Origin of the sequence: Xanthobacter pollutisoli (assembly GCF_040044995.1) — a bacterium.
Lineage (GTDB): Bacteria > Pseudomonadota > Alphaproteobacteria > Rhizobiales > Xanthobacteraceae > Xanthobacter.
The window spans coordinates 250,244-274,867 of the sequence record NZ_JBDZDP010000005.1; the positions used below are offsets into that span (position 1 = coordinate 250,244).

Genomic DNA, 24,624 nt, shown 5'->3' on the forward strand with positions numbered 1-24,624 from the left:
CGCACCACGTACCAGAACCGAATCGGAAGTCCCCATGGCCGAACCCGTGCCCGCCGCATCGCCTGACGATTACGGCGCCCAGTCCATCCAGGTGCTGAAGGGCCTCGACGCGGTCCGCAAGCGCCCCGGCATGTACATCGGCGACACGGACGACGGCTCGGGCCTGCACCACATGGTCTACGAGGTGGTGGACAACGCCATCGACGAGGCGCTCGCCGGCTGGGCCAAGGAAGTCACCGTCACGCTCAACGCCGACGGCTCGGTCACGGTCACGGACGACGGCCGCGGCATCCCCACCGACATCCATTCCGAGGAAGGGGTTTCCGCCGCCGAGGTCATCATGACCCAGCTGCACGCCGGCGGTAAGTTCAACCAGAATTCCTACAAGGTCTCCGGCGGCCTGCACGGCGTGGGCGTGTCGGTGGTGAATGCCCTCTCCACCACGCTGGACCTCACCGTCTGGCGCGACGGTAAGGAGCATTTCATGCGCTTCCGCCACGGCGATGCGGAGGCCCCGCTGAAGGTGGTGGGCCCGGCGCCAGCGGGCAAGCGCGGCACCAAGGTGACGTTCACGCCGAGCCCCGAGACCTTCACCAAGATCGAGTTCGACTACGCGACGCTGGAGCACCGGCTGCGCGAGCTGGCCTTCCTCAATTCCGGTGTGCTCATCGTGCTCACCGACGCGCGCGGCCCCGAGGCCAAGCGCGAGGAGCTGCACTACGAGGGCGGCGTCGAGGCCTTCGTGAAATATCTCGACCGCAACAAGGCCGCCCTGTTGCAGAAGCCCGTGGTGATCCGCGCCGAGAAGGACGGCATCACGGTGGAAGCCGCGCTCGCGTGGAACGACGGCTACCACGAGAACGTGCTCTGCTTCACCAACAACATCCCCCAGCGGGACCGCGGCACCCATTTCACCGGTTTTGCCGCCGCCCTCACCCGCCAGGTGATCGGCTATGCCAACGCCTCCGGCATCGCCAAGAAGGAGAAGGTGGATCCCACCGGCGAGGACTGCCGCGAGGGCCTCACCGCGGTGCTCTCGGTGAAGGTGCCGGACCCGAAATTCTCATCCCAGACCAAGGACAAGCTGGTCTCCTCCGAAGTCCGGCCGGTGGTGGAAAACCTCGTGGGCGAGGCGCTCTCCGTGTGGTTCGAGGAGAACCCCGCCGAGGCGAGGAACGTCATCGGCAAGGTGGTGGAGGCTGCCGCCGCCCGCGAGGCGGCCCGCAAGGCGCGCGACCTTACCCGCCGCAAGAGCCCGCTGGACGTGGCCTCGCTCCCCGGCAAGCTCGCCGACTGCCAGGAGAAGGACCCGGCCAAGTCCGAGATCTTCATCGTCGAGGGCGACTCGGCCGGCGGCTCCGCCAAGCAGGGCCGCGACCGCGCCTTCCAGGCCGTGCTGCCGCTGCGCGGCAAGATCCTGAACGTGGAGCGGGCGCGCTTCGACAAGATGCTGTCGTCCGAGCAGATCGGCACGCTCATCACCGCGCTCGGCACCGGCATCGGCCGGGACGATTTCGACATCTCCAAGCTGCGCTACCATAAGATCATCATCATGACGGACGCCGACGTGGACGGCGCCCATATCCGCACCCTGCTGCTCACCTTCTTCTTCCGGCAGATGCCGGAGATCGTTGACGCGGGGCACCTCTTCATCGCCCAGCCGCCGCTCTACAAGGTGGCGCGCGGCAAGTCCGAGACCTACCTCAAGGACGAGAAGGCGCTGGAGGACTATCTCATCACCGCCGGCCTCGACGAGGCGGCGCTGTCCCTCGCCTCGGGCGAGGTGCGCACCGGCGCCGACCTCGCCCATGTGGTGGAGGTGTCGCGCCAGCTGCGGGCGGCGCTCGGCGCCCTGCACCCGCGCTACAACCGTGCGGTGGCGGAGCAGGCGGCCCTCGCCGGCGCCTTCGGCGCAGGCGCCCTGGAAAACGAGGCGGCGGGCCACGCCGCCGCGGCCGAGGTGGCGCGCCGGCTCGATGCCCTGGCGGACGACACCGAGCGCGGCTGGACCGGCATCCTCGACGAGAGCGGCTACACCTTCTCGCGCACCGTGCGCGGTGTCGCCGAGGTGGCGCGGCTCGACCACGCCTTCATCGCCTCCCCCGAGGCCCGGCGCCTCGACAATCTGGCCCGCGACCTCGACGGCGTCTTCGCCGCCGCCGCCACCCTGAAGCGGCGCAGCGACGAGCAGGTGCTGTTCGGCGCGGTGGACCTGTTCGACGCCGTCACCGACGCCGGCCGCAAGGGTCTGTCGCTCCAGCGCTACAAAGGCCTCGGCGAGATGAACCCCGAGCAGCTGTGGGAAACCACCCTCGACAAGAACGCCCGCTCCCTCCTCCAGGTGAGGGTGAAGGAAGTGGACGCCGCCGACGACCTCTTCAACCGCCTCATGGGCGACACGGTGGAGCCGCGGCGCGAGTTCATCCAGGAGAACGCGCTCCGCGCCAGCGTGGACGTGTGAGGCATCGGCGCGGCGGGAGGTTCGGGCGATGGGAGGAAAGCGACACTGCGCTGCGGCCTTCTTCGCCGTTGCCCTTGCCGTCTCTGCCTTTGCGTTGTCCGCCCCCCTGCCCGCGGCAGCCGCGACCGGCGTCGAGGTGGGCTTCGTCGATCCCGACCGCTTCTCGGACGACGATTTCCGCGTCCCGGCGGTCCGTGCGTCCATCGTTGCCGACTTCTCCAGTTTCTTCTCCCGCCTCGGCACCCGCTATCTGAAGGCCGGCGAGGCGCTGAAGCTGGAGGTGCTCGACATGGAGCTCGCCGGCGACACCGAGCCGTGGCGCCGCGGCGGCTGGGGCGAGGTGCGCATCCTGCGCAACGTCACTCCGCCGCGCATCCGCGTGCGCTACAGCTTGCGGCAGAACGGCAAGGTGGTGCTCGCCGCCACCGAGACCGTCACCGACATCAATTACATGATGAATCCCGCCGCCCGCGACGGCGGCCGCTTCGCCTTCGAGAAGGCCATGCTGGAAGACTGGTTCCGCCGCCGCTTCGTGCGTCTGGAGCCGCCACGCGCGACCCAGTAGGCCTCTCGGGGAAATACCAGCCGGCCTGTAAGCCGGGTTCTGTACGGCGGGCTTGCGCCCGCGTGGCGACCATTCCTCTGGGACGCCGGTTGCCCGGCGCCTCTAGCAGTCAACCCGGACGGCGCCCCGGAGGCGGGGGTGGTTTCCCGTGCCGTCCCTATTCGACTTTGCTCCCGGTGGGGTTTGCCGTGCCGCTTCCGTTGCCGGTCGCGCGGTGGGCTCTTACCCCACCGTTTCACCCTGGCCCGTGAAGCCCGAAGACCTGCACGGGTGGTCTGATTTCTGTGGCACTTTCCCTAGGGTCGCCCCCGCCGGACGTTATCCGGCACCGTGTCTCCGTGGAGCCCGGACTTTCCTCGACACCGAAATGCCGCGGCCGCCCGGCCGGCTGGTGGGCGAGCAATGGGCGCTCGCGGGCGGTGCGTCAAGAACTTCCTCCCTACCCCACCGCCTCGAACCACTCGTCCTCGGTGATGACCGTCACCCCCAGCGCCCGCGCCTTCTCAAGCTTCGAGCCCGCGCCTGGCCCGGCCACCACGAGGTCTGTCTTGGCGGAGACCGAGCCCGCCACCTTCGCGCCCAGCCGCTCGGCCATGGCTTTCGCCTCGTCGCGGGTCATCTTTTCCAGCGATCCAGTGAAGACGACGGTCTTTCCGGAGACATCTTCTTTAATCAACAATTGCGCGAATGTTGTATTATTAATGCGCTTCTTAGCTGTCGGATTAGGCGTCCAATTTGGATGTCGATAAAAATTCTTGTAATCATCAGTTTCGCGATAAAATCGCCATTCGGTAAGAACGGAATCATCTCCACGAACTATGTTGTCCGGAATGCCGTCCAATAAGGCGGATACGTGCCGGCACAGCCTACGATTTAAGCCACCTTTGCAACTACACAAAAGCCCTTTGAAGCCGTCTCGTAAGAATCGAACGACCTCATACTCCTTGCCAGTAGAGCCCCTGACCACCAGCCACATGCCGCCCCCCTATTCAGTTATCATCGATAACCACTCCTCCTCACTAATCACTTTAACCCCGATTTTTCGAGCGTCATCCAATTTTGACCCGGCTTCAGCACCCGCTACGACCAAATCCGTCTTTCGGGACACAGAACTCCCGACTTTGGCGCCGAGGCGTTCGGCCACAGCCTTTGCCTCATTACGACTCATTTTCTGCAATGATCCCGTAAAGACGATGATCTTGCCTGCTACTGGGCTTTCCATCAAAGCGGTTTGAGCCTCTTCCGGTACGATCTGAACTTGACCTAGAAGCTTTTGAAAGAGAAGCCAATTGTGATCTTCCGCAACGAACTCGCAAAGGGATGCTGCAGCTACCGGTCCTACGTCCGGGACGTTAGCAAGGGTTTGGAACTCGGGGCTTGGTCGATTAGCCGCTGCGCTGTTGAGGAAGGCGATGATTTCAATGTCGCCCTTATGCTCCAAGCGTAGCTCGGTGCGCTGACCGGAATTCAGTTTTGCCGCTTCAAAGACACGGCGAAGAATGGTCTCTGGGCTTCCTATCGTCCGCGTCCTATCAGAAATGGCGTCTGCAAGGGCCTCGGCACTGATAGTTCCAATTTTCTTGATGCTGAGAAGGCGGAACCATGCTTCGCCTGGCCTTCCAGGCACCGCGGCAGATACAGCAGCTGAAAAGGCATCCACGGTGATAAATGCTTTGGCCAGCGCCTTTGCGGTCACCTCTCCCACATCACGGATACCTAAGGCAAAAAGGAATCTCCCGAAGCTAATTTTCCTTCGGTTATCGATTGCGATGAACATATTCTCAATGTCGAGGAAATTACGTTCCTCCTCAGACAGGACCTTCTTTCTGACTCTCCCCGTCTGTTCCTCTCGCTGACGCGCCCGTTCCTCGCGCTTTAGAAAGAAGGCCTTCCGGACTGCGTCGCGGTGCTGATGCAGGGTGAATATGTCAGCAGGATTGTGAATCAAGCCGGCGTCAAACAGAAGCTGGACATTTTCATCTCCCAACCCTTCAATGTCGAAGGCGTTGCGCGAGACAAAATGGCGAATGCGTTCTACAGCCTGAGCTGGGCAGATGAGTCCGCCGGTGCAGCGCCGCACTACATCCACCTTGCCTGTTTTGATATCGACATCGCGCACCGCATGCGATTTGCAAACGGGGCAAACGTGAGGGAATTTGTACGGCTTTGACCCTTCCGGCCGCTTCTCCGCGATCACCCGCACCACCTGCGGGATCACGTCGCCGGCGCGCTGCACCACCACCGTGTCGCCGACGCGGATGTCCTTGCGGGCGATCTCGTCCTCATTGTGCAGGGTGGCATTGGCCACCACCACGCCGCCCACGGTGACGGGGGTGAGCTTCGCCACCGGGGTGAGGGCGCCGGTGCGCCCCACCTGGATGTCGATGGCTTCCAGCACGGTGGTCGCCTGCTCGGCGGGGAATTTGTGGGCGATGGCCCAGCGCGGCGAGCGGGAGACGAAGCCGAGGCGGCGTTGCAGATCGAGCCGGTCCACCTTGTAGACCACGCCGTCGATATCGTAGGGCAGGGTGGCCCGCTCCACCTCGATGGAGCGGTAATGGGCGAGGAGGTCGGCGGCGGTGGTGACACGCACCATCAGCGGATTGGTGGTGAAACCCCACCGGGCGAAGGCCTCCACCATGCCGTGCTGGGTCTCCGCCGGCAGGCTCGTCGCCTCGCCCCAGGCATAGGCAAAGAACTTCAGCGGCCGCGATGCGGTGATGGACGGGTCGAGCTGGCGCAGCGAGCCGGCCGCGGCATTGCGCGGATTGGCGAAGACCTTTTCCTCCGCCGCCGCCTGCCGCGCGTTCAGGGCCTCGAAATCGGCTTTCGCCATGTAGATCTCGCCGCGCACGTCGATGACGTCGGGCACGCCGTGGCCATGGAGGCGCTCGGGAATGTCGGCGATGGTGCGCACGTTGGCGGTCACATCCTCGCCCTCGGCGCCATCGCCGCGGGTGGCGGCGACCTCGAACCGGCCGCCCACGTAGCGCAGGGAGCAGGACAGGCCGTCGATCTTCGGTTCCGAGGTGAAGGCCACCTCCTCCTCGGCGGCCAGGCCGAGGAAGCGCTTCACCCGCGCCACGAACTCTTCCACGTCGGACTCAGAGAAGGCGTTGTCCAGCGAAAGCATCGGCACTTTGTGCGGGACCTTGCCGAACTTCTCCAACGGCGCCGCGCCCACCCGCTCCGACAGGCTGTCCTCGCCCTTCAACCCCGGGAAGCGCGCCTCGATGGCCTCGTAGCGCCGGCGCAGCGCGTCGTAGTCCGCGTCGGTGACGACGGGCGCGTCCTCACGGTAATAGGCCGCGTCGTGGCCGGCGATCTCGGCGCCGAGGGCGGCGTGCTCGCTCGCCGCCTCCGCGGGGGAAAGCGCCGCGACCTCGATGGAACGCAAGGGGGCAGATGGCTCGGCCACGGTCATGGGGTCCTCCGGCCGGCTGTTGTGGCAAAGGCCGGCGCCCACTTCAACAGGCCCGCCCGGAGGTGGTCGTCGGGGGCGGGGAAAACACCGGCTGCATCGGCGTCGCGAATTTGTAAGATGTCCAAGCTAGGGCGTTAGACAGATTCTCTGGGGGGCAAAAATGGCCAAGGCGTTCCAATCCCGCGCAACACTTTCGGCCGCAGCGGTCGCCGCACTGCTCTCCACTGCGGCACTGGCCCAGCCGGCGGATGATTCGGCGCTGGTGGCGCGCGGCCAGTATCTCGCCACGGCGGCGGACTGCATGCCCTGCCACACCTCGGACAAGGCGAAGCCCTTCGCCGGCGGTCTCGCCCTCAACACGCCGTTTGGTGCCATCTACTCGCCCAACATCACCTCCGACCGCTCCACCGGCATCGGCCAGTGGACCTATGACCAGTTCGTCAATGCGGTGCGCAACGGCATCCGCAAGGACGGCGCCTATCTTTATCCGGCCATGCCGTTCGATGCCTACACCGGCATTTCCGACGACGACATGAAGGCGCTGTGGGCCTATGTGCGGCGGGTGCCGCCCGTGCCCAACACGCCCCCGGCCAACCAGCTGGAATTCCCCTTCAACATCCGCCTCGGCATGCTGGCGTGGCGCGAGCTGTTCTTCACCGACGCGCGCCTTGCCCCCACCGCGGGCAAGAGCGAGGCCTGGAACCGCGGCGCTTATCTCGCCACCGCGCTCGGCCATTGCGGCGATTGCCACACGCCGCGCAACATCATGGGCGCCACCAAGCCGAAGGCGCATTTCCTCGGCGCTGACGTGGACGGCTACTGGGCGCCCGACATCGCCTCCGCCGCCCTGACCAAGTCCGGCTGGACGCCGCAGACCCTCGCCGCCTTCTTCGCCACCGGCTCGGCGCCGGGCAAGACGTCGGTGTTCGGTCCCATGGGCGAGGTGGTGCACGACTCCCTGAGCAAGCTCACGGACGCCGACCGCACCGCGCTCGTAACCTATCTGTTCGACGCGCCCCCGCCGAAGGACAAGCCGGCCCCGCAGGCGGCCTCCCCGCTGCCGGCCGACGTCTACGCCCGCGCGTCGGCGCTCTACATCGACAATTGCGCCGTCTGCCACATGGACAAGGGCGCGGGCCGCGGCGACACGGTGCCCGCCCTCGCCGGCAATCCGGCGGTGGTGGCGGCGGAGCCCTACAACATCATCATGGCGGTGCTGGGCGGGCTTCCGACCGGCGGCACCTACGGCGCCATGCCGTCCTTCGCCGGCCGCCTCGGCGACCAGCAGATCGCCGACCTCGCCAATTACGTGCGCACCTCCTGGGGTAATACGGCCGCCCCCAACGTGACCGCATCCATGGTGGCCGTCTGGCGGGCCACCGCCCACGTGCCGGACTACGGCACCCAGGCGGCCTCCAGTTTCACCTGCCCAGACGTGGGCGGCGCGCCGGGCACCGACGGGCCGGATCCGCAGGCGGTGGCGGCGCTCTCCGCCATGATGGCCGGCGGGCAACGCTCCATTCCCATGATGGTCGACGCCTACAAGGCGGCCTCCGGCTCTTCCAGCTCGGGCACCGTGGTGGATGCGCTCACCGCCGCTTATTGCCCCGTGGTGGCGAAGAGCGATGCGCCCGACTGGCAGAAGACGCAGGAGCTGCGGCGCTTCACCCTGCAGGCGGCGCTGGAGGTGTCGCGTCGGACGGTGTCGGGGCCGGTAGATTCCCAGCCGATCGCCTGGGCGCTGCCCGCGGGACCGGGGCTGGTGCTCCAGCAGCCGGCGAGCCTCGCCGACAAGATCGCCTGCCCGGCGGATGACGGGAAGGCAGTGCCGGCCGACCTCTCCGCCGCCGCGACGAAGCTGCTCGGCCCGGTGAAGCCGCCCCTCGCCGGCGACGCCATCGCCACGGCGGCGACCACGCTCTACCAGCAGAACCCCAAGGCGCGGCCGTCCGACGTCGCCAATGCCCTGATCCTCGCCTATTGCCGGGCGGTGGTGCAGGTGCAGACCTCGGTGGCCGAGCAGAATGCCCTGCTCAACCAGTTCGCCGGCCAGGCGGTGCAGACGCTCCAGCTGCTGCCGCCCCGCAAGGTGGCGGTGGAGGCGCCAGCCGCGACGCCGGCCCCTGCGGCGAAGAAATAGAGTGCGGACGCCGCCCCGCGGGGCGGCGTTAACCATGTTTCATGTGAAACGGCCGCGCCCGATGCTTCGGGCCGGCCGTTTCCGTTTCAGAATTGAGGGTGCGCCGGTCTCAGTCGTGGTGGTTCTGGAGGCCGTCGTGGACCTCGAACACCACATTGCCCTGCCGCCAGGCGAACGGGGCGCTGGCGTCCTGGACCTTGATCTCGCTCTGGGGAATGAGCTTGTCGCAGAGCATCACCAGGATCGCCTCGATGGGCGCGCTGGTGTCGTTCTCCTCGGTCATGCGGTCGATGGAGATCTCAGCGCCTTCCACGCCATCTTCCTCGATATGAACGATGAAGATCTCTTCGTGGCCGTGAACACCGTGGGCGGTGACGCGGAACGTCTCTCCCTGATACTCAAATTCGCGGACCATTGTTCATTCTCACTGCTGACAATTGAAAACTACGCAAAACGCAACAGAACGGCGGGCGCACCCGCGAAAAAGCGGCGGAATTTAGAATCCTGACCACCGATTGGTCAAGTGCTGATCCGCGCGGGGCAATCTGACCAACAATTGTGCAATGCGGCTGCGACTCAGCCGTTCGCCTGCCGTCCGGTCACTTTCCGCGCGCCGCCTCCACCTGCGCGACCAGCTCCTGCGCCTTGGGCAGGATGCCCGCGACGATGCGGTCCACGCCCTCCGGGGTGGGGTGGAGGCCGTCCTGCAGGTTGAGGGTGCGGTTGCCGGCGACGCCGTCGAGGAAGAAGGGATAGAGCAGCACCCCTTCGGCCGAGGCGATATCCGGGAAGATGCGGTCGAACGTCTCCTGATACGGCCGACCGAGATTGGGCGCCGCCTTCATGCCCGCCAGCAGGACGTGGATGCCGCGGGCCTTCAGCCGGGCGACGATCTCCGCCAGGGCCTTGCGGGTGGTGGCCGGATCGAGGCCGCGCAGCATGTCGTTGGCGCCGAGCTCGACGATCACCGCGTCCGTGCCCTGGGGCACCGACCAGTCGAGGCGGGCGAGGCCTTGTGTCGCGGTCTCGCCCGAGACGCCGGCATTCTCCACCCGCACATCCAGCCCCTTGGCCTTCAGCGCCGCCTCAAGGCGGGCCGGGAAGGCGGCGCTGCGGGGAATGCCGTAGCCGGCCGTCAGGCTGTCGCCGAAGGCGACGATGCGCACGGGCGCGGCCGCGGCGGCTGACGCGAACGTGAAGAGCCCCACCGCCGCGATCAGCCCCGCCAAAGCCTTAAATGCCGTCTCCCATAGGTCAGGGCGCAGGTATCTTCCTGCTCCGGCCTTGGCGCCCCGCAGATTTGGAACGACGGCTATTTCCGGCATGGATGATCTTTCCTCTCCGCCCCGCACCATCGCATTGGAGCATGTGGACCTCGCCCTCGGCACCGGGGCGGCCCGCGTCCATGTCCTGAAGGATATCTCTGTCGAGATCGGGGCGGGCGAGGCGGTGGGCCTCGTCGGTCCGTCCGGCTCGGGCAAGTCCACCCTGCTTATGGTCATGGCCGGGCTGGAGCGGGCGGACGGCGGGCGGGTCAGCGTCGCCGGCACCGACATCACCCGCCTCGGCGAGGATGCGCTGGCGCGGTTCCGCGGCCGGCATATCGGCATCGTCTTCCAGTCCTTCCATCTCATCCCCACCATGACCGCCCTCGAAAACGTCGCCGTGCCGCTGGAGCTGGCGGGGCGGGCCGATGCCTTCGCCCGCGCCGCGCGGGAGCTGGAGGCGGTGGGCCTCGGTGCCCGGGCGCAGCATTATCCTGCCCAGCTCTCCGGCGGCGAGCAGCAGCGCGTCGCGCTCGCTCGCGCCCTCGCCCCCGAGCCGCCCATCCTGGTGGCCGACGAACCCACGGGAAATCTCGACGAGGCCACCGGCCGGCAGGTGATGGACCTCATCTTCTCAGTCCACCGCGCGCGCGGTACCACATTGGTGCTCGTCACCCACGATGCCGCCCTGGCCCGGCGGTGCGGGCGGGTGCTGCGGCTGCGCTCGGGGGTGATCGAGGACGACCGCCTGACCGCGGCCGCCCCCGTGCCGGCCGGCGCGCAGGCGTCGTGATGGCGGCTCTTTCCCTGCGCCTGCCCTTGGCCGCGCGCCTCGCCCTGCGGGAATTGCGCGGTGCCAAGCGCGGTTTCGGCATCTTCCTCGGCTGCCTGGTGCTGGGCGTCACCGCCATCGCCGGCATCGGCTCGTTCGCCGGCGCCCTCACCCAGGGGCTGGAGCGGGAGGGCCGCGCCATCCTCGGCGGCGACGCGGCCTTCACCCTGGTCCAGCGCGACATGACGGCGGAGGAGCGCGCCAGCCTGGAACGCCACGGCACCCTCGGCACCGTCGCCTTGCTGCGCGCCATGGCCCGTACCGAAGGCGGCGACGCTGCCCTCGCCGAGCTGAAGGCAGTGGACGCCACCTATCCCCTCGTTGGCAGCCCGGTCCTGGACCCGCCAATCCCGCTGACGGACGCGCTGGCGGCGCGCGACGGCGTCTTCGGCGCGGCGGCAGATCCGGTGCTGCTCGGCCGGCTCGGCCTCAAGGTGGGCGACAGGCTGCTGTTCGGAGATGCGACGCTTCAGGTCCGGGCTGCGCTCACCAGCGAGCCGGACAAGCTCTCGTCGGGCATCGGCCTCGGCGCGCGGCTCCTCGTCGATACGGCGGCGCTGCCGGCGACCCGTCTCATCCAGCCCGGCAGCCTCGTGCGCTGGAGCTACCGCCTGCTGCTGGACGATCCGCGGCCGGACACCCTCGCGGCGGTGATGGCCGAGGTGCGCGAGCCTTTGGGCAAGGCGGGCTACGAGGTGCGCACGCGCGACGGCGCGACGCCGCAGCTCGCCCGCAATGTCACCCGCATCAGCCAGTTCCTCACCCTGGTGGCGCTCACCGCGCTGCTGGTGGGCGGGGTGGGCGTCGCCAATGCGGTGTCGAGCCATCTCGCCGGCAAGAGCGAGGTGATCGCCACATTGAAGGCGGTGGGCGCCACCCGCCGCGACATCTTCCTCACCTACGGGGCAGAGATCGGACTGATCGCGCTGCTGGGCATTGCTCTCGGCCTGATGCTGGGAGCGGCTTTGCCCTTCGTCGCCGCGGCGGCGATTGGCGCGCTGGTGCCGTTCCCCCTGGAGCCGCGGCTCGATCCGGCCGCCCTGGCCCTGGCGGCGCTTTACGGGGTGCTGGTGGCGGCGCTGTTCTCCATCATTCCTCTGGCGCGGGCGCAGGAGGCGCGGGTCTCCGCCCTGTTCCGCGACGGCATCGGCGACGCGCGACCGCGCATCGCCCCCGGCGGATGGGCGCTCATCGGCCTCCTCGGCGCGGCGCTGGTGGCGCTCGCCCTCGCGACCTCCGACGACAAGCGCGCCGCTGCCATCTTCATCGCGGCGGCGGCGGCGGTGTTCGTGCTGCTGCGTCTGGTGGCGGCGGGGCTGATGGCCCTGGCGCGGCGCGCGCCGCGGCCGCGCGATGCCATGGTGCGGCTCGCGCTCGGCAACATCCACCGGCCGGGGGCGCTGACGCCGTCGGTGGTGCTCTCCCTCGGCCTCGGCCTGTCGCTGCTGGTGGGCATCGCCCTGATCGACGCGAGCCTGCGCCACGAATTGCAGGGCCCCATGCGCGATGCGGCGCCGAGCTTCTTCTTCGTGGACGTGCCGAGCGGCGAGGAAGCCGACTTCCGCGCCTTCCTCGCCGAGGCCGCGCCGGGATCGGCGGTGAAATCCGTGCCCATGCTGCGCGGCCGCATCACCCGCGTGAAGGACATTCCCGCCGAGGAGGTGAAGCCCCGCCCCGACGCCGCCTGGGTGCTGCAGAGCGACCGCGGCATTTCGAGCTCCGCCGCCGTGCCGGAGGGCTCGCGGGTGGTCGCCGGCCAATGGTGGAGCGCGAGCGAGACGGAGCCGCTGGTCTCGTTCGACGCCGAGCTCGCCGCGGGTCTCGGCCTCGGTCTCGGCGACACGGTGACGGTGAGCGTGCTGGGGCGCTCCATCACCGCCCGCATCGCCAATCTGCGCGAGGTAAAGTGGGAGCGGCTCGGCATCAATTTCGTCATGGTGTTCTCGCCGGCCACCTTCGCCGGCGCGCCGCACACGGTGCTCGCCACCCTCGCCTTCCCGGACGGCGGCGACACGGCGCGGGAGGTGGCGCTGCTCAAGGCTGCGGCGGCCCGCTTCCCCGCCATCACCACCGTGCGGGTCAAGGAGACGCTGGAGGAGGCCCAGCGCATGCTGGACAACCTGTCCCTGGGCATCCGCGCGGCGAGTCTCGTCACCCTCATCACCTCGGTGCTGGTGCTCGCCGGCGCTCTGGCGGCGGGACGGGAGCGGCGCATCTATGACGCGGTCATCCTGAAGACCCTGGGCGCGACGCGCGGCCGGCTGACGCTGGCCTACGGCCTGGAATATGCCGGCCTCGGGCTTGCCACCGCCCTCATCGCCGCGGCGGCGGGAAGCCTTGCGGCCTATGGCGTGGTCACGCAGGTGATGGAGATCCCGTTCAGCTTCGCCCCGCTCGCCGCGCTGGGCGCGATCCTCGGCGCGCTGGTGGTCACGCTCGGCATCGGCCTTCTCGGCACGCTGCGGGCGCTATCCGCCCCGCCCGCGCGCGTGTTGCGGCATCTTTAGCGCCGTTCACGGACCGTAAGTCGGCACGGAACAAAAATCCCATCCGTGCGGACAGGGGTGTTACCAATATCGGCCTTGCCACCGCAGCCATGCGAGTCGGCGAGGCGGCCGAGGCGTGCCGCCTCCGCCCCGATCCCGAAGAAGACCGGCCGGCCCCGCGCCGGACCGCACAGGGAGCAACAGACCATGCGCTCGTTCCGCCTTTTTGCCCTCGCCTCCGTGATGGGGACGGTGCTTGCCTGCGGCGTCGCCGCGGCCCAGCCGGCGCCCGCCCCCGGCATGGGGCCCGGCCCGGCCTCCGCCGGCGTGCCGTATACCCCCGAAGATGCCGCCGCCATCCTCGATGCGCGCCTCGCCGCGCTCAAGACCGTGCTGCGCCTCACCCCGGACCAGGAGAAGCTGTGGCCCCCGGTGGAGACCGCCATCCGCGACGCCGTGAAGGGCGCTATCGCCCGCCGCGAGGCCCGCGCCTCCGCCCCACCGCCGGCCACCGTACTCGACGTCCTCGCCCAGGTGGCGGCGGCCGAGCAGGCCCGCGGCAAGGCGCTCGCGACCTTCGTCGATGCCGCCAAGCCCTTCGTGGCGGCGCTGACGCCCGCCCAGGTCAACCGCATTCCCACCTTCCTCGGCGTCCACGACCACGGGCAGGCGCCGTCTTCCACCGAGCTTTGGATCTTCGAGGAAGAAGAGTGATCTCCTCGCCCCTCAACAGGAGGTTTCCATGCACAGACTGATGACCTTCGCTCTCGCCCTCGGGGGCGCGACGCTCTCGGCGGTGGCCCTGAGCAGCGGCGCCTCGGCCTTCCCGGCGCTCCAGACGCCCGAGGTGGCGACCGTCCAGACCGTGGCCGGCGGCTGCGGCTGGGGATTCCACCGCGGACCCTGGGGCGGCTGCCAGCCCAATGGCGCCGTGGTGGTCGCGCCGCGGCCCGTCGTCGTGGCCCCGGCCCCCGTGGTGGTCGCCCCGGCGCCCGTCGTGGTGGTGCCGCGGCGCTGCTGGTGGCGCGCCGGCCCCTATGGCGCGGTGCGCGTCTGCAACTGACACGCGGATCGCGCGTTGAGGGAGGCGGCGGCGACGCCGCCTCCCGACAGGTGTCCAGGGTGGAGAGATCGGTGATGCGCAAGGTCATGGTGATTGCGGGCGCGCTCGCCTTCCTCGGCCTCGGCATGGGCGCCGCCGCCGCCTTCCCGGCGCCGGCGCAGCCACAGGTGCCGACGGTGGAGAAGGTCGCGCAGGGCTGCGGCTGGGGCTTCCATCGCGGACCCTGGGGCGGCTGCCGTCCCAACGGCCCCTATTGGGGCGGACCCTACTGGGGCCCCCGCTATTGCTGGTGGCGTCCCGGCCCGTGGGGCCCGGTGCGCGTCTGCCGCTGACCCTTAGCTCCCCACCCGGTGCGACCACAGGACGGCCCCCGGCGGCTTGATCGGGCGCCGTTGCCGTGCCAGCACGGAAAAAAACCGGGAGGGAGCGGCCGTGATGGGGAAAGGCGAGGCGGATCTCGTCATCGGCGAGGGGCGGGCCTTGTCCGCCCACCCGCTCAGGGCCGCCATCCTGCGCGAGCTCCACGCCCGCCCCTTCGTGCCCGCGGTAGCGCCGCGGCGCATGCTGCACGCCGCCTTCCTGCTGGATGCCGCCGGCGCGCAGGCCGACCGCGCGGCGCTCGCCGCATTATGCAATGCGCGCGGCCTGCCGGCCCCGGCGCCCGGCGCCAAATACCACCATGTCTCGTTCGGCGGCGCCGAGCTCCGGTGGGAGAGCCACGCCGAATTCTGCACCTACACCTGGGACTTGCCGTCCACCGAGATCCAGCCCGGGGGGTTGCCGTTCCAGCCGCCGGCCGCCACGCTGGCGAGCCCGTTCGGCGAGGTGGCCCAGTCCGGTCCGCTGCTGGTGGCGGTGGATCTGCACCTCCTGCGCGACACCGCCGAGGACTTCTTCCTCGACAAGGTATTCGAGCGCTCGAGCCTGGCCCGCTCCGACGTGAACGACGGCTTCGCCGAGATCGCCACGGATTTCATGGCCGACCCGTCCGGCTTCGTGCGCATCCTCGTGCGCGACCGCGGCCTGGGCGCCGAGGCCTGCGGCGCGCTGGTGCAGCGGATCCTGGAGATCGAGACCTACCGCACCCTGGCGCTGCTCGGCCTGCCGGAAGCGCAGCGCCTGTCGCCGGCGGTGGCCCGCATCGAGCAGCGCCTTGCCGCCGCCGCGACCGAGATGACCTCGGCCAAGGGCTTGAGCGATAACAACAAGCTGCTGGACGAGCTGGTCGCCCTCGCGGCCGAGCTGGAGGCGGGGGCAACCGCCTCCCTGTTCCGCTTCGGCGCCAGCCGCGCCTATATGGAGATCGTGCGCCTGCGCCTCGCCACCATCCGCGAGATGTCGGTGCCGGGCTTTCCCACCTGGCAGCAATTCCTCGACCGCCGCATGGCGCCGGCCATGCGCACCTGTTTCTCGCTGGAGGAGCGGCAGGACAAGATCGCGCAGAAGCTCGCCAACGCCGCCGACCTGCTGCGCACGCGGGTGGACGTGGAGCTTGAGCAGCAGAACCGCGACCTCCTCACGTCCATGAACGAGCGCACCCGCCTACAGCTGCGCCTCCAGCGCACGGTCGAGGGTCTGTCGGTCGCCGCCATTTCCTATTATGTCGTGAGCCTCGTGCACCATCTCGCGGAAGGCATCCACGAGAGCGGCATCGATGTCTCGACGCTGGGCGTCCGTCTGGACGTGGGGCTGGTGACGGCCGCGTCCGTCCCCCTCGCCCTGCTGGGGGTGTGGTCGGTGGTGCGCCGTATCCGCCGGTCCCACGGCGACGGCGAGTAGGGGCGGAAGACGCGCGGCACGCGCGAGACGGGGGAGGGCCGATGGACCACGAGGTCGAATACAACAACCGCGCCCGCGTGCCGGACCATCCGGCCATCTTCGAGCGCTGGGCCCACAGCTCCGCCGCCATGCGCGGCGCGGCGGTGGCCGCCGACCTCGGCGCACCCTACGGCGCCGGCCCCCGCCAGATCCTCGACATCGTGTGGCCCTCCACCGACCGGCAGGCGCCGGTGGTGCTGTTCATCCATGGCGGCTATTTCCAGTCGCTGCACCCGCGCGACTTCACCTTCGCGGCCCAGGGCTGCCTGGAGCACGGCGTCGCCATGGCGTTCGCCGGCTACGATCTCGCGCCCATGGTGCCGGTGGGCACCATCCTGGCGCAGGCGCGGGCCGCCGCCATCACGCTCTATCGCCTCGTGGGCCGGCGGCTGGTGGTGTGCGGACATTCCGCCGGCGGCCACCTCGCCGCGGCGCTGGCCGCCACCTCCTGGCGCGAGATCGACGTGGACACGCCGGACGATCTCATCGTCGCCGGCCTCGGCATCTCGGGCGTCTACGAGCTGGAGCCCTTGGTCTCAACCACCATGAACAAGGCGCTGAAGCTCGACGCGGCGGAAGCGCTCCGGCTGTCGCCAACCCTGTGGCCCCTGCCGCCGGGGCGCAGCTTCGATGCCTTCGTTGGCGGAGCGGAGAGCGCGGAATTCCTGCGGCAGTCCCGCGATCTTGCCGCGAGCTGGAGCGAGAAGGGCGCCATCGCGCATTATTTCGACGTGCCCGGCGCCGACCATTTCACCGTCGTGGACGCCCTCGCCGATCCCACCTCCCACATGGTGCGCCGCCTCGTGGAGATGGCCCGCGCCATCGCCGTGTGAGCGCCGCCGCCCGCAGCCTGACCGGAGTTTCCATGCAGCCCATCCAGATCGCCGTCGTGCCGGTGACGCCGTTCGCGCAGAACTGCTCCATCGTGTGGTGCACCAAGACCATGAAGGCGGCGGTGATCGATCCCGGCGGCGACCTCGAGCGCATCCGCTCCGCCCTCGCCGAGACCGGCGCGAGCGTGGAGAAGATCCTGCTCACCCACGGCCATGTGGACCACGCGGCGGGGGCCGCCGAACTGGCCGAGAGCCTGGGCGTGAAGGTGGAAGGGCCGCACGCCGCCGATCAGTTCCTCATGGACGGTATCCCGGCCATGGCCGAGAAGTACGGCATCGCCGGCGCCCGCGCCGTCACCCCCGACCGCTATCTGAACGAGGGCGACAGCCTCACCGTCGGCGAGCTGGCACTGGACATCCTCCACGTGCCGGGCCACACCCCGGGCCATCTGGTGTTCGTCTACCGACCCATCGGCCTCGCCATGGTCGGCGACACCCTGTTCAAGGGCTCGGTGGGGCGAACCGACTTTCCCTATGGCGATCATGACCAGCTGATCTCCGGCATCGTCGACAAGCTGCTCCCCCTCGGCGACAACGTGGTCTGCCTGCCGGGTCACGGGCCTGTCACGAGCATCGGCGACGAGAAGAAGAGCAATCCCTTCCTGCCTCGCTGAGCCCCTGCCGACGGAGCCTGCCGTGACCGCCGCCGAGCGCTACGCCGTCTATTTCGCTCCGCCCGCCGAAAGCCCCCTGTGGCGCTTCGGCTCCGCGGTGATCGGCTTCGATGCCGAGACCGGTGCCGCGCCTGCTGCGCCGGACCTTCCCGGCTTCGACCCGGAGACCTGGAGCGAGGTGACGGCCGAGCCCCGGCGCTACGGTTTCCACGGCACCCTGAAGGCGCCCTTTCGTCTCGCCGAGGGCTGCAGCGTTCAGGATCTGGAAGCGGCGGTGGCGGCCTGCGCCGGCGGCCACCACGCCTTCGAGATGCCACCGCTGGAGGTGCGGGCGCTCGGCGCCTTCATCGCCCTCGTTCCGGCGGTGCCTTCGCCCAAGCTCGAGGACCTCGCCGTCTCCGCCGTGACGGAGCTGGAGGGCCTGCGCGCCGCGCTCTCGCCCGCCGAGGTGGCGCGCCGCAACCCCGAGAAGCTCTCGGCGCGCCAGCTGACCTATCTGGAAACCTACGGCTATCCTTATGTCCTCGACGAATTCCGCTTCCACATGACCCTGACCGGTCCCCTGCCCGAGCCCGAGCGCGACCACGCGCTGATTGCGCTCCAGGCCGCCTTCGCCGCCAGCGGCGCCGACGTGCCGGCTGTCGCCACCGGCATCGCGCTCTATGCGCAGGAGCCGGGGGCGCCGCGCTTCCGCCTGATGCGGCGCTTCGCCTTCGGGAGCGCGGCATGAAGGTGCTGGGCGAGGCGCCGCTCGTCGATCCCACCGCGCAGCTGCGCGCCTCGAAGCTTGGCCGCTACACCGAGGTCGGCCCGCGCACCAAGCTGCTGGAAGTGGAGATGGGCGACTATTCCTATGTGATGAACGATGCGGACATCGCCTATGCCCGCATCGGCCGCTTCTGCTCCATCGCCGCGATGACGCGGCTCAATCCGGGCAACCATCCCACCTGGCGGGCCTCGCAATCCCACTTCACCTATCGCGCCTCGGCCTATTTCCCCGGCGAGGCGGACGAGGACGACTTCTTCCAGTGGCGCCGCGAGCAAGGGCTCACCCTCGGTCATGACGTGTGGATCGGCCATGCGGCGGTGGTCCTCGCCGGCCGCAGCGTCGGCACCGGGGCGGTGGTGGCGGCCGGCGCCGTGGTGACGAAGGACGTGCCGCCCTACGCCATCGTCGCCGGCGTGCCGGCGCGGATGGTGAAGCAGCGCTTTCCCGACGCCATCGCCGCGCGGCTCCAGGCGCTTGCCTGGTGGGACTGGAGCCACGACCGGCTGCGAGCCGCACTGCCGGATTTCCGCGCTCTCGCCATCGAGGCCTTTCTGGAGAAATACGGCGCCTGAGCTGACGGAACGGCACAAAGGCGGATCGGGCCGAGCGGGGGGCTGGCTCCCCTTTGCCGGCGATCAATGCTATCCATCGGCCATGATGCGTTCTCCGGCGAACAAGATTCCGGCCGACGGCGAGCCCGAGCTCCCCGGCGTGCCCCATGTGCATGTCGCTTCGGTGGTTTCGGCCCTGGCGACCCTCGATGCGGAGAAGGCCGGCCTCGACGCCTTGGCCCAGGCCATGGCCGGACCGCTGGGCGCGGCCTTCGACGTGGCGGTGGCGACCATCCATAATTCCCACGGCCGGGTCATCGTCACCGGCATGGGCAAGAGCGGGCATGTGGCGCGCAAGATCGCCGCCACCCTCGCCTCCACCGGCACCCCCGCCCATTACGTGCATCCGGCCGAGGCGAGCCACGGCGACCTCGGCATGATCACGTCCGACGACGTGATCGTCGCCTTGTCCTGGTCGGGCGAGACGGTGGAGCTGCGCGACATCGTGGAATATTCGCGGCGCTTCGACGTGCCGCTCATCGCCTTCACGTCCAACCCGGAGAGCGCGCTGGCCTCCTCGGCGAGCGTGGTGCTGAACCTGCCGGTGGCACAGGAGGCCTGCCCCCTCGGGCTCGCGCCCACCACCTCCACCGTGATGCAGCTGGCGCTGGGCGATGCGCTGGCCGTCGCTCTGCTGCAGAGCCGGGGCTTCACCGCCCTCGACTTCCGCCAGCTCCACCCTGGCGGCAAGCTCGGGGCGAGCCTGAAGTTCGTCCGCGACGTGATGCGCAAGGGCGACGCAGTGCCTGTGGTGGCGAGCGGCACCAACATGGGCGGTGCTTTGGTGGAGATGAGCGCCAAGGGCCTCGGCTGCGTCGGTGTGGTGGATGGCGCGGGTGCGCTGGTGGGCATCGTCACCGACGGCGACCTGCGGCGCCACATGGCCCACGACCTCACCACCCGGACGGTGGACGACATCATGACCCCCGCGCCGCGCACGGTGCGGCCCGATCAGCTGGCCTCCGAGGCGCTGAATATCCTCAACTCGCGCAAGATCACCGCGCTTCTGGTGGTGGACGGCACGGTTCCGGTGGGCGCGCTGCACATCCACGACCTGCTCCTGACCGGCCTCGCCTGACGGCGGCGTGCCGGTCCCGATCAAACCTGCGCGGGGCAGGCGACCAAATCCCCTCAGGCCACCGCCGGTGCATCTCCCGGGCGGGTGGCGATCAGCTCGCGCAGGGTGAGAATGGTCGAGGCGTCCGCCACGCCGTCCACCTTCGAGGGGCGGAAATGGCGCTGGAAGGCCGTGACCACTTCGGCGGTGGCGGCGTCATAGGCATCGTCGAGGGCGATGGCGTAGCCGTAATAGCCGAGCATGGCCTTCAGCGCCGCCACCGGCTCCCCCCGATCCCCCAGCATGAAGAAGCGGCCGCCGGCGACCTGCGCCTCCGGCACCAGATGGCCGACGCCCGCTCCGTGGAGCAGGTCCCACGGGAAGCGCTCGCCCGGATCGCGCTTGCGGGCCGGGGCGACGTCCGAATGGGCCAGCACCCGGTCCGCGCGGATGGCGTGCCGGGCGACGATATCGGCACTCAGGGCGATCACCCGCGCCATCTGCGTGTCGGGAAAGGCCGGCAGGCCGAAATCGTGGCCTCCATTGACGATCTCGATGCCGATGGAGCGGGAATTGGTGTCGGTGACCCCCTCCCACGCAGAGACGCCCGCATGCCAGGCCCGCGCGGCCTCGGCCACCATCTGAACGATGCTGCCGTCCTCGCGCACCACATAATGGCAGGAGACCTCGGACGCCGGCGTGCGCAGGAGGTCGATGGCGGCCTCGGCGCTCGCCATGCCGGTGTAGTGCAGCACCAGCATGTCCACCTGCGCCTTGCGCGGGCCGAAATTGGGCGAGGGCACGACGGCGTCCACCAGCGGCGTGTCGGGCGCGAGGGGCGTCTCCATCACAGCCCCCGCTGCCGTGCGATGGTGGAATAGGCGGCGTTGAGGGCCGCAACCCGGTCGTTGGCCAGCTTGATGGCCGCCGGCGGCAGGCCGCGGCCGGCGAGGCGGTCGGGATGGTGGCTCGACACCAGTGCGCGCCAGTGGGCCTTCACTTCCGCATCGCTGGCGTCGGGATCGAGATCGAGCACCGCGTAGGGATCGCCGGGGCGGCGGACGTGGCGCGCCTCGATGCGGTCGTAGGCCGGCCCTTCGAACCCGACGATGCGGGCGACCTCGGAGAGGAAGGCCAGTTCCTTCTCGTGCAGGGCGTGGTCGGCCTTGGCCACGTGGAACAGGGCGTCGAGAAGGTCCTCGCGGGTGTCGGGGGCATCGGCGAACAACTCGGCCACCTGCCGGGCGTAGGCTTCGAAGCCGGCGGTGTCCTGCTTGGCGAGATTGTAGAGGCGGGCCACCGCGTCGAGGTCCTCGGGCGGGATCTCGAACACCTCGCGGAAGGCCTCCACCTCCGCCGTCACCACCACCCCGTCCGCCTTGGCCATCTTGGCCGAGAGGGCGATGAGCGCCACCGAGAAGGCGGCCGGCTTCGGCGCCGGGGCAAGCAGCAGCCGGTCGAGCGCATGGCCCGCCAGCGCCCCCAGCAGCGCGCCGAGCGGTCCACCCAGCGCAAATCCCACGCCCGCCCCGCCGATCAGACCGTATGCCACGTCATCCCTCCGCCGCTGTCACGTCGCAGCTAACGCCGGCCTGAGGCGGCCTCAAGGCGGCTCAGCCGAGCTCCAGGGAGGTGATGCCGAAGATGCGCCCGAGCGGCAGCTCCGGCGCCGGCCCGCGATACATGCGGGCGGTCTCGAACACCGGGACGAGGCCGGCGGATGCCGCCATGGCCGCGCCCGCTGCGTTGGGCTCGGGCACGTCGATGAAGATCTCCTCGCCCGCCGCGACGGCAGCGAAGGCGGCGAACAGCGCGCCGGCGGCCTCTGCGTCCTCGGCGAACAGGGGGCCGATGCGAAAGCCGGTGCGGCAGCGGCGGATGACGCCGTAGCCCTCCACCCGGCCGTCCGTCACGAAGGCCAGCGCGCGGCCATGCGGTGGCGCCAGCCAGTGGGCAAGAAAGTCCGCCCTGGCATAGCCGAAGCAGGCGCGGTCGAGCGCCGCCACCGCCCCGTGATGCGCCGGGGCGATGTCCACCACCCGCGCGTCCGGCGCGCCGGGCGCGGCGACGCCGCCGTAACGGATGTTGCGATGGGCAAGGACGAAGCCCGAGCGGGCATAATTGTCCTGCTGCGCCACGACCCCGTCGAGGCCCACCGTGCCGCCGAGGCCGGCGAAGGCCGCCTGCCACACCGCCAGGCCGAGGCCCCGGCCCCTGAGGTCGGGCCGGCAGATGTAGAAGCCAACGAAATGAAAGCCCCCGGCATAGGCCGTGGCGGAGATCACCGCGGCGAGCTCTTCGCCGAGGAACAGGCCGAAGAAGGCGTTGCGATCCTGTGCGAGGAAGGCCGCGGCATCGGCTAGGCCGGGATTCCAGCCCTCCTGCGCCGCCCATTCCACGGCGGTCGCGACCTCCGCCGGGGCGAGGGTGCGGATGGTGTGCGTCATCGCGGCGGTCTCCCCTGACGGGTCAATGGCGGCGGTCCTCTTCACTCCGGGTCCGCCGCGGCGGGCGGCGGCAGGGCGCGGGCGACCGTCTCCAGGAAGCCGGCGAGGTCCTCTGTCACATGGTCCACATAGGCGTCCTCGCGGCCCTCGAACTCCCAGTTTTCCCGCGCCTCCACCGTCTCGCCCGGCGGCACCACAAGCACGGTCACCATGCCGAGGCGGTGCGGCACCTCCAGATTGCGGGCGAGGTCCTCGAACATGGCGGCCCGCGCCGGGTCCACCCCGTGGGCGCGCAGGAAGCGCAGGTAGGCTTCCTCGGTGGGCTTGGGGTGGAATTCGGCGGCGACGATGTCGTGGACGGCAGCGAAGTGCGCGTCCATGCCCAGCTTCTCCAGCACGTTGCGGGCGTGGCGCTCCGAACCGTTGGTGTAGACCAGCTTCTGGCCGGGCAGCGCCTCGATGGCGGCGGCAAGGCGCGGCGAGGCGTCCAGCGACGTCAGGTCCACGTCGTGCACATGGGCGAGGAAGGCATCGGGCTCGACGCCGTGCTCGATCATCAGCCCGCGCAGCGAGGTGCCGTAGCGGCGGTAATAGTCCTTCTGGATGCGGAAGGCCTCCTCGGGCGGCAGGCCGAGGAGGTTCGAGATATAGCCCTTCATCCGGGCGTCGATCTGGCCCCAGAGATCGTGCTGGGCGGGATAGAGGGTGTTGTCGAGGTCGAACACCCAGGTCTCCACCGCGTCGAAGGTGGTGGGACCGGCCGATACCGTGGGGAAGGGAGTCATGGGCTGCCAGGGGTCCCGCGGGCGGGTGGAAGGCGGGGGAGCATGCCTCAGAAGGGGCCGCGCGAATAGATGGAGGCGAGGGCCGTCTCGATCTGCCCGATACGGGTCTGGTAGGCCCGTGTGAGGCAGCCGGTGTCGCCCTTGCAGGCGGCGCGCTGGCGCAGGAAGGCGCGCTGGTCGTCCTGGATCTGTCCGCGCTGGCCCATGGCCACGAGCTTGGTGACGACGCCGTAGAGGGTCGCCATCTTCACGTCCATCTGCGCGAGCTCGCAATCGGCGCAGATCGCCACCTCGTCGGGGGCCGACACGCCCGAGCAGCTGAAGCTCGCCGCGCCCGCCGGCCCGAGCGGAAGCGCCAGCGCGGCGGCGAGAACGACGTGCCTGGCGAGGGTACGAGAGACGGGACGAGAGAAGGGGCTCAAAAGGCGGGATGCGAAGCGCATGGCGGGTCTCCTGGGGGAACTCCGTGCGAAGGTTCGGGCGGCTTTATCAGACAGATGCGACATGGATGCGGTCGCCGATGCGCACCCGGCCCGACCGCGTGACCTTGGCATAGACGCCGCAGTCGGCATGCCCATAGGCTGCCACGAGACCCTTCACCACATTGAGGTCGCGCAGCGCCGTGTCGGGGTTCACGTTCACCGCCGCGCAGCGCTCGGTACGCTTGAGGATGGCGATTTCCGCCTCGCCCAGCATGAGGCGGCGCCCGGCGAGGCCCAGCTCCACCCCTGCCGGCCAGCCCTCCGCATGCACGTTCATGCGGAAGCGACGCGGGTCGATGGCGGCCTCCATGCGCTGGGCGAGGTCGTCCACGCTGGCGAGATTGAGCAGCGACAGGAATCCCGAGCGCAGGCTGTCGGTGAAGCGGAAGCCCTCCGGCGCGGCGAGGACCTTGAGCGGCCCGCGCGCTTCTTCTCCCATATAGAAGGTGAGGAAGGCCTCCAGCTCGGCCCGGCCTTCATGTGTTGAGAGGTCGACCCGCAGCACCTCCGCGCCCTCCAGCGCCAGAGTGAGGGTCGTTGTCGCCGCCTCGTAGCGCGAGGCGAGGGCGGCGAGGCGGGCATCGCGCATCAGCATCAGGAACGCGGTCTTCTGCCGGTAGGCGGGCGCCTGCGGATCAAAGCCGCTCGGGCCATTCTCCACGGCGAAGATACGGTCGCAGGGGAAGAAGGCGCCGGCCGTCAGATCCACCGCGTCGAGCGCTTCCGGCGAGAGCCCCTTCACCGGATGGCGGTAGAGCGCCGCCACCCGCGCCGGGGAGAGGGGCGCGGCCTCGGCGGGCATCCCAGCTGAGGGGGCGTCAGCGGGAGCCGGCGCAGGGGAAGAGCTTGAGGACGAGGCGGACATGGGCGCTCGCGGGTTCGGGGCCGTGTCCGCATCGGCGTCCCATGCCG

Annotated in this window: 23 protein-coding genes, 1 other RNA gene and 1 pseudogene; 14 read left to right on the forward strand and 11 right to left on the reverse strand. The window is 69.5% G+C overall.

Features of this window, described 5'->3' with window-relative positions:
- Positions 1–34 precede the first annotated feature (34 nt).
- Together gyrB and ABLE93_RS13465 are read left to right on the forward strand one after the other, a co-directional pair.
- Positions 35–2,461, forward strand: coding sequence for a DNA topoisomerase (ATP-hydrolyzing) subunit B (gene gyrB, locus ABLE93_RS13460; RefSeq protein ID WP_348840328.1), 2,427 nt, complete (start codon positions 35–37; stop codon positions 2,459–2,461).
- A gap of 28 nt (positions 2,462–2,489) precedes the next feature.
- Complete coding sequence (locus ABLE93_RS13465; protein WP_348840329.1) at positions 2,490–3,026, forward strand: DUF3016 domain-containing protein; 537 nt, start codon at positions 2,490–2,492, stop codon at positions 3,024–3,026.
- Between the two features lie 12 nt (positions 3,027–3,038).
- Here ABLE93_RS13465 and rnpB read toward each other — a convergent pair.
- The 3 genes and pseudogenes from rnpB to ligA all read right to left on the reverse strand — a co-directional run bounded on the left by rnpB (position 3,039) and on the right by ligA (position 6,450).
- Positions 3,039–3,418: RNase P RNA component class A (gene rnpB / locus ABLE93_RS13470), an RNA gene on the reverse strand.
- 47 nt (positions 3,419–3,465) lie between these two features.
- Positions 3,466–3,687, reverse strand: a pseudogene (locus tag ABLE93_RS13475) (BRCT domain-containing protein); the annotation flags it as partial.
- A 324-nt stretch (positions 3,688–4,011) separates the two neighbouring features.
- Positions 4,012–6,450, reverse strand: a complete 2,439-nt coding sequence (gene ligA, locus ABLE93_RS13480; protein ID WP_348840330.1) for an NAD-dependent DNA ligase LigA — start codon at positions 6,448–6,450, stop codon at positions 4,012–4,014.
- Positions 6,451–6,610: 160 nt separating this feature from the next.
- On the opposite strand from ligA, the gene ABLE93_RS13485 reads away from it, so the two are divergent.
- Positions 6,611–8,590, forward strand: a complete 1,980-nt coding sequence (locus ABLE93_RS13485) for a c-type cytochrome (RefSeq protein WP_348840331.1) — start codon at positions 6,611–6,613, stop codon at positions 8,588–8,590.
- Positions 8,591–8,699: 109 nt separating this feature from the next.
- Here the strand turns inward: ABLE93_RS13485 and ABLE93_RS13490 are convergent, their stop codons facing one another.
- Complete coding sequence (locus tag ABLE93_RS13490) at positions 8,700–9,005, reverse strand: hypothetical protein (protein ID WP_348840332.1); 306 nt, start codon at positions 9,003–9,005, stop codon at positions 8,700–8,702.
- Between the two features lie 184 nt (positions 9,006–9,189).
- Complete coding sequence (locus ABLE93_RS13495; RefSeq protein WP_510183019.1) at positions 9,190–9,819, reverse strand: arylesterase; 630 nt, start codon at positions 9,817–9,819, stop codon at positions 9,190–9,192.
- 94 nt (positions 9,820–9,913) lie between these two features.
- Here ABLE93_RS13495 and ABLE93_RS13500 point away from each other — a divergent pair, with 94 nt between their 5' ends.
- From ABLE93_RS13500 to ABLE93_RS13550, 11 genes are all read left to right on the forward strand, one after another.
- Entirely contained in the window at positions 9,914–10,648 is a 735-nt protein-coding gene (locus ABLE93_RS13500; protein ID WP_348840333.1) for an ABC transporter ATP-binding protein, read from the forward strand.
- Complete coding sequence (locus ABLE93_RS13505; protein WP_348840335.1) at positions 10,648–13,194, forward strand: ABC transporter permease; 2,547 nt, start codon at positions 10,648–10,650, stop codon at positions 13,192–13,194. Before ABLE93_RS13500 ends, ABLE93_RS13505 begins: the two co-directional genes overlap by 1 nt.
- Before the next feature lie 186 nt (positions 13,195–13,380).
- Positions 13,381–13,887, forward strand: a complete 507-nt coding sequence (locus ABLE93_RS13510) for a Spy/CpxP family protein refolding chaperone (RefSeq protein ID WP_348840336.1) — start codon at positions 13,381–13,383, stop codon at positions 13,885–13,887.
- Positions 13,888–13,927: 40 nt separating this feature from the next.
- Positions 13,928–14,236, forward strand: a complete 309-nt coding sequence (locus tag ABLE93_RS13515; protein WP_510183024.1) for a GCG_CRPN prefix-to-repeats domain-containing protein — start codon at positions 13,928–13,930, stop codon at positions 14,234–14,236.
- 74 nt (positions 14,237–14,310) lie between these two features.
- Complete coding sequence (locus ABLE93_RS13520) at positions 14,311–14,568, forward strand: GCG_CRPN prefix-to-repeats domain-containing protein (RefSeq protein ID WP_348840338.1); 258 nt, start codon at positions 14,311–14,313, stop codon at positions 14,566–14,568.
- A gap of 103 nt (positions 14,569–14,671) precedes the next feature.
- A complete protein-coding gene (locus ABLE93_RS13525; protein WP_348840374.1) occupies positions 14,672–16,015 on the forward strand; it encodes a DUF3422 family protein in 1,344 nt (447 codons plus the stop codon).
- A 41-nt stretch (positions 16,016–16,056) separates the two neighbouring features.
- Positions 16,057–16,887, forward strand: coding sequence for an alpha/beta hydrolase (locus ABLE93_RS13530; RefSeq protein ID WP_348840339.1), 831 nt, complete (start codon positions 16,057–16,059; stop codon positions 16,885–16,887).
- A gap of 32 nt (positions 16,888–16,919) precedes the next feature.
- Positions 16,920–17,561 carry an MBL fold metallo-hydrolase gene (locus ABLE93_RS13535; RefSeq protein ID WP_348840340.1) on the forward strand — a complete coding sequence of 214 codons (642 nt, stop codon included), beginning with the start codon at positions 16,920–16,922 and terminating at the stop codon, positions 17,559–17,561.
- Positions 17,562–17,583: 22 nt separating this feature from the next.
- On the forward strand, positions 17,584–18,291 hold the full coding sequence (locus tag ABLE93_RS13540; RefSeq protein ID WP_348840341.1) for a DUF1045 domain-containing protein: 708 nt from the start codon (positions 17,584–17,586) through the stop codon (positions 18,289–18,291).
- Positions 18,288–18,902: an LbetaH domain-containing protein gene (locus ABLE93_RS13545; protein ID WP_348840342.1), complete on the forward strand. Its 615-nt coding sequence runs from the start codon at positions 18,288–18,290 to the stop codon at positions 18,900–18,902. Before ABLE93_RS13540 ends, ABLE93_RS13545 begins: the two co-directional genes overlap by 4 nt.
- An 82-nt stretch (positions 18,903–18,984) precedes the next feature.
- Complete coding sequence (locus tag ABLE93_RS13550) at positions 18,985–20,019, forward strand: KpsF/GutQ family sugar-phosphate isomerase (RefSeq protein WP_348840343.1); 1,035 nt, start codon at positions 18,985–18,987, stop codon at positions 20,017–20,019.
- A 53-nt stretch (positions 20,020–20,072) separates the two neighbouring features.
- Here the strand turns inward: ABLE93_RS13550 and ABLE93_RS13555 are convergent, their stop codons facing one another.
- From ABLE93_RS13555 to ABLE93_RS13580, 6 genes are all read right to left on the reverse strand, one after another.
- Positions 20,073–20,846, reverse strand: coding sequence for an N-acetylmuramoyl-L-alanine amidase (locus tag ABLE93_RS13555; protein WP_348840344.1), 774 nt, complete (start codon positions 20,844–20,846; stop codon positions 20,073–20,075).
- A complete protein-coding gene (locus ABLE93_RS13560; protein ID WP_348840346.1) occupies positions 20,846–21,550 on the reverse strand; it encodes a TerB family tellurite resistance protein in 705 nt (234 codons plus the stop codon). Before ABLE93_RS13560 ends, ABLE93_RS13555 begins: the two co-directional genes overlap by 1 nt.
- Positions 21,551–21,611: 61 nt before the next feature.
- Complete coding sequence (locus ABLE93_RS13565; RefSeq protein WP_348840347.1) at positions 21,612–22,445, reverse strand: GNAT family N-acetyltransferase; 834 nt, start codon at positions 22,443–22,445, stop codon at positions 21,612–21,614.
- 41 nt (positions 22,446–22,486) lie between these two features.
- On the reverse strand, positions 22,487–23,230 hold the full coding sequence (locus ABLE93_RS13570) for a pyrimidine 5'-nucleotidase (protein WP_348840348.1): 744 nt from the start codon (positions 23,228–23,230) through the stop codon (positions 22,487–22,489).
- Positions 23,231–23,277: 47 nt separating this feature from the next.
- Positions 23,278–23,673, reverse strand: a complete 396-nt coding sequence (locus ABLE93_RS13575; protein ID WP_348840349.1) for a lysozyme inhibitor LprI family protein — start codon at positions 23,671–23,673, stop codon at positions 23,278–23,280.
- 46 nt (positions 23,674–23,719) lie between these two features.
- A complete protein-coding gene (locus tag ABLE93_RS13580) occupies positions 23,720–24,514 on the reverse strand; it encodes an MOSC domain-containing protein (RefSeq protein WP_348840351.1) in 795 nt (264 codons plus the stop codon).
- Between the last annotated feature and the right edge of the window lie 110 nt (positions 24,515–24,624).

What these genes read in the sequence shown, in the direction of transcription:
- gyrB (WP_348840328.1), top strand. Translation starts at nt 35, where the DNA reads ATGGCCGAACCCGTGCCCGCCGCATCGCCTGACGATTACGGCGCCCAG.
- ABLE93_RS13465 (WP_348840329.1), top strand. Translation starts at nt 2,490, where the DNA reads ATGGGAGGAAAGCGACACTGCGCTGCGGCCTTCTTCGCCGTTGCCCTT.
- ligA (WP_348840330.1), bottom strand. Translation starts at nt 6,450, where the DNA reads ATGACCGTGGCCGAGCCATCTGCCCCCTTGCGTTCCATCGAGGTCGCG.
- ABLE93_RS13485 (WP_348840331.1), top strand. Translation starts at nt 6,611, where the DNA reads ATGGCCAAGGCGTTCCAATCCCGCGCAACACTTTCGGCCGCAGCGGTC.
- ABLE93_RS13490 (WP_348840332.1), bottom strand. Translation starts at nt 9,005, where the DNA reads ATGGTCCGCGAATTTGAGTATCAGGGAGAGACGTTCCGCGTCACCGCC.
- ABLE93_RS13500 (WP_348840333.1), top strand. Translation starts at nt 9,914, where the DNA reads ATGGATGATCTTTCCTCTCCGCCCCGCACCATCGCATTGGAGCATGTG.
- ABLE93_RS13505 (WP_348840335.1), top strand. Translation starts at nt 10,648, where the DNA reads ATGGCGGCTCTTTCCCTGCGCCTGCCCTTGGCCGCGCGCCTCGCCCTG.
- ABLE93_RS13510 (WP_348840336.1), top strand. Translation starts at nt 13,381, where the DNA reads ATGCGCTCGTTCCGCCTTTTTGCCCTCGCCTCCGTGATGGGGACGGTG.
- ABLE93_RS13515 (WP_510183024.1), top strand. Translation starts at nt 13,928, where the DNA reads ATGACCTTCGCTCTCGCCCTCGGGGGCGCGACGCTCTCGGCGGTGGCC.
- ABLE93_RS13520 (WP_348840338.1), top strand. Translation starts at nt 14,311, where the DNA reads ATGCGCAAGGTCATGGTGATTGCGGGCGCGCTCGCCTTCCTCGGCCTC.
- ABLE93_RS13525 (WP_348840374.1), top strand. Translation starts at nt 14,672, where the DNA reads ATGGGGAAAGGCGAGGCGGATCTCGTCATCGGCGAGGGGCGGGCCTTG.
- ABLE93_RS13530 (WP_348840339.1), top strand. Translation starts at nt 16,057, where the DNA reads ATGGACCACGAGGTCGAATACAACAACCGCGCCCGCGTGCCGGACCAT.
- ABLE93_RS13535 (WP_348840340.1), top strand. Translation starts at nt 16,920, where the DNA reads ATGCAGCCCATCCAGATCGCCGTCGTGCCGGTGACGCCGTTCGCGCAG.
- ABLE93_RS13545 (WP_348840342.1), top strand. Translation starts at nt 18,288, where the DNA reads ATGAAGGTGCTGGGCGAGGCGCCGCTCGTCGATCCCACCGCGCAGCTG.
- ABLE93_RS13550 (WP_348840343.1), top strand. Translation starts at nt 18,985, where the DNA reads ATGATGCGTTCTCCGGCGAACAAGATTCCGGCCGACGGCGAGCCCGAG.
- ABLE93_RS13555 (WP_348840344.1), bottom strand. Translation starts at nt 20,846, where the DNA reads ATGGAGACGCCCCTCGCGCCCGACACGCCGCTGGTGGACGCCGTCGTG.
- ABLE93_RS13565 (WP_348840347.1), bottom strand. Translation starts at nt 22,445, where the DNA reads ATGACGCACACCATCCGCACCCTCGCCCCGGCGGAGGTCGCGACCGCC.
- ABLE93_RS13570 (WP_348840348.1), bottom strand. Translation starts at nt 23,230, where the DNA reads ATGACTCCCTTCCCCACGGTATCGGCCGGTCCCACCACCTTCGACGCG.
- ABLE93_RS13575 (WP_348840349.1), bottom strand. Translation starts at nt 23,673, where the DNA reads ATGCGCTTCGCATCCCGCCTTTTGAGCCCCTTCTCTCGTCCCGTCTCT.
- ABLE93_RS13580 (WP_348840351.1), bottom strand. Translation starts at nt 24,514, where the DNA reads ATGCCCGCCGAGGCCGCGCCCCTCTCCCCGGCGCGGGTGGCGGCGCTC.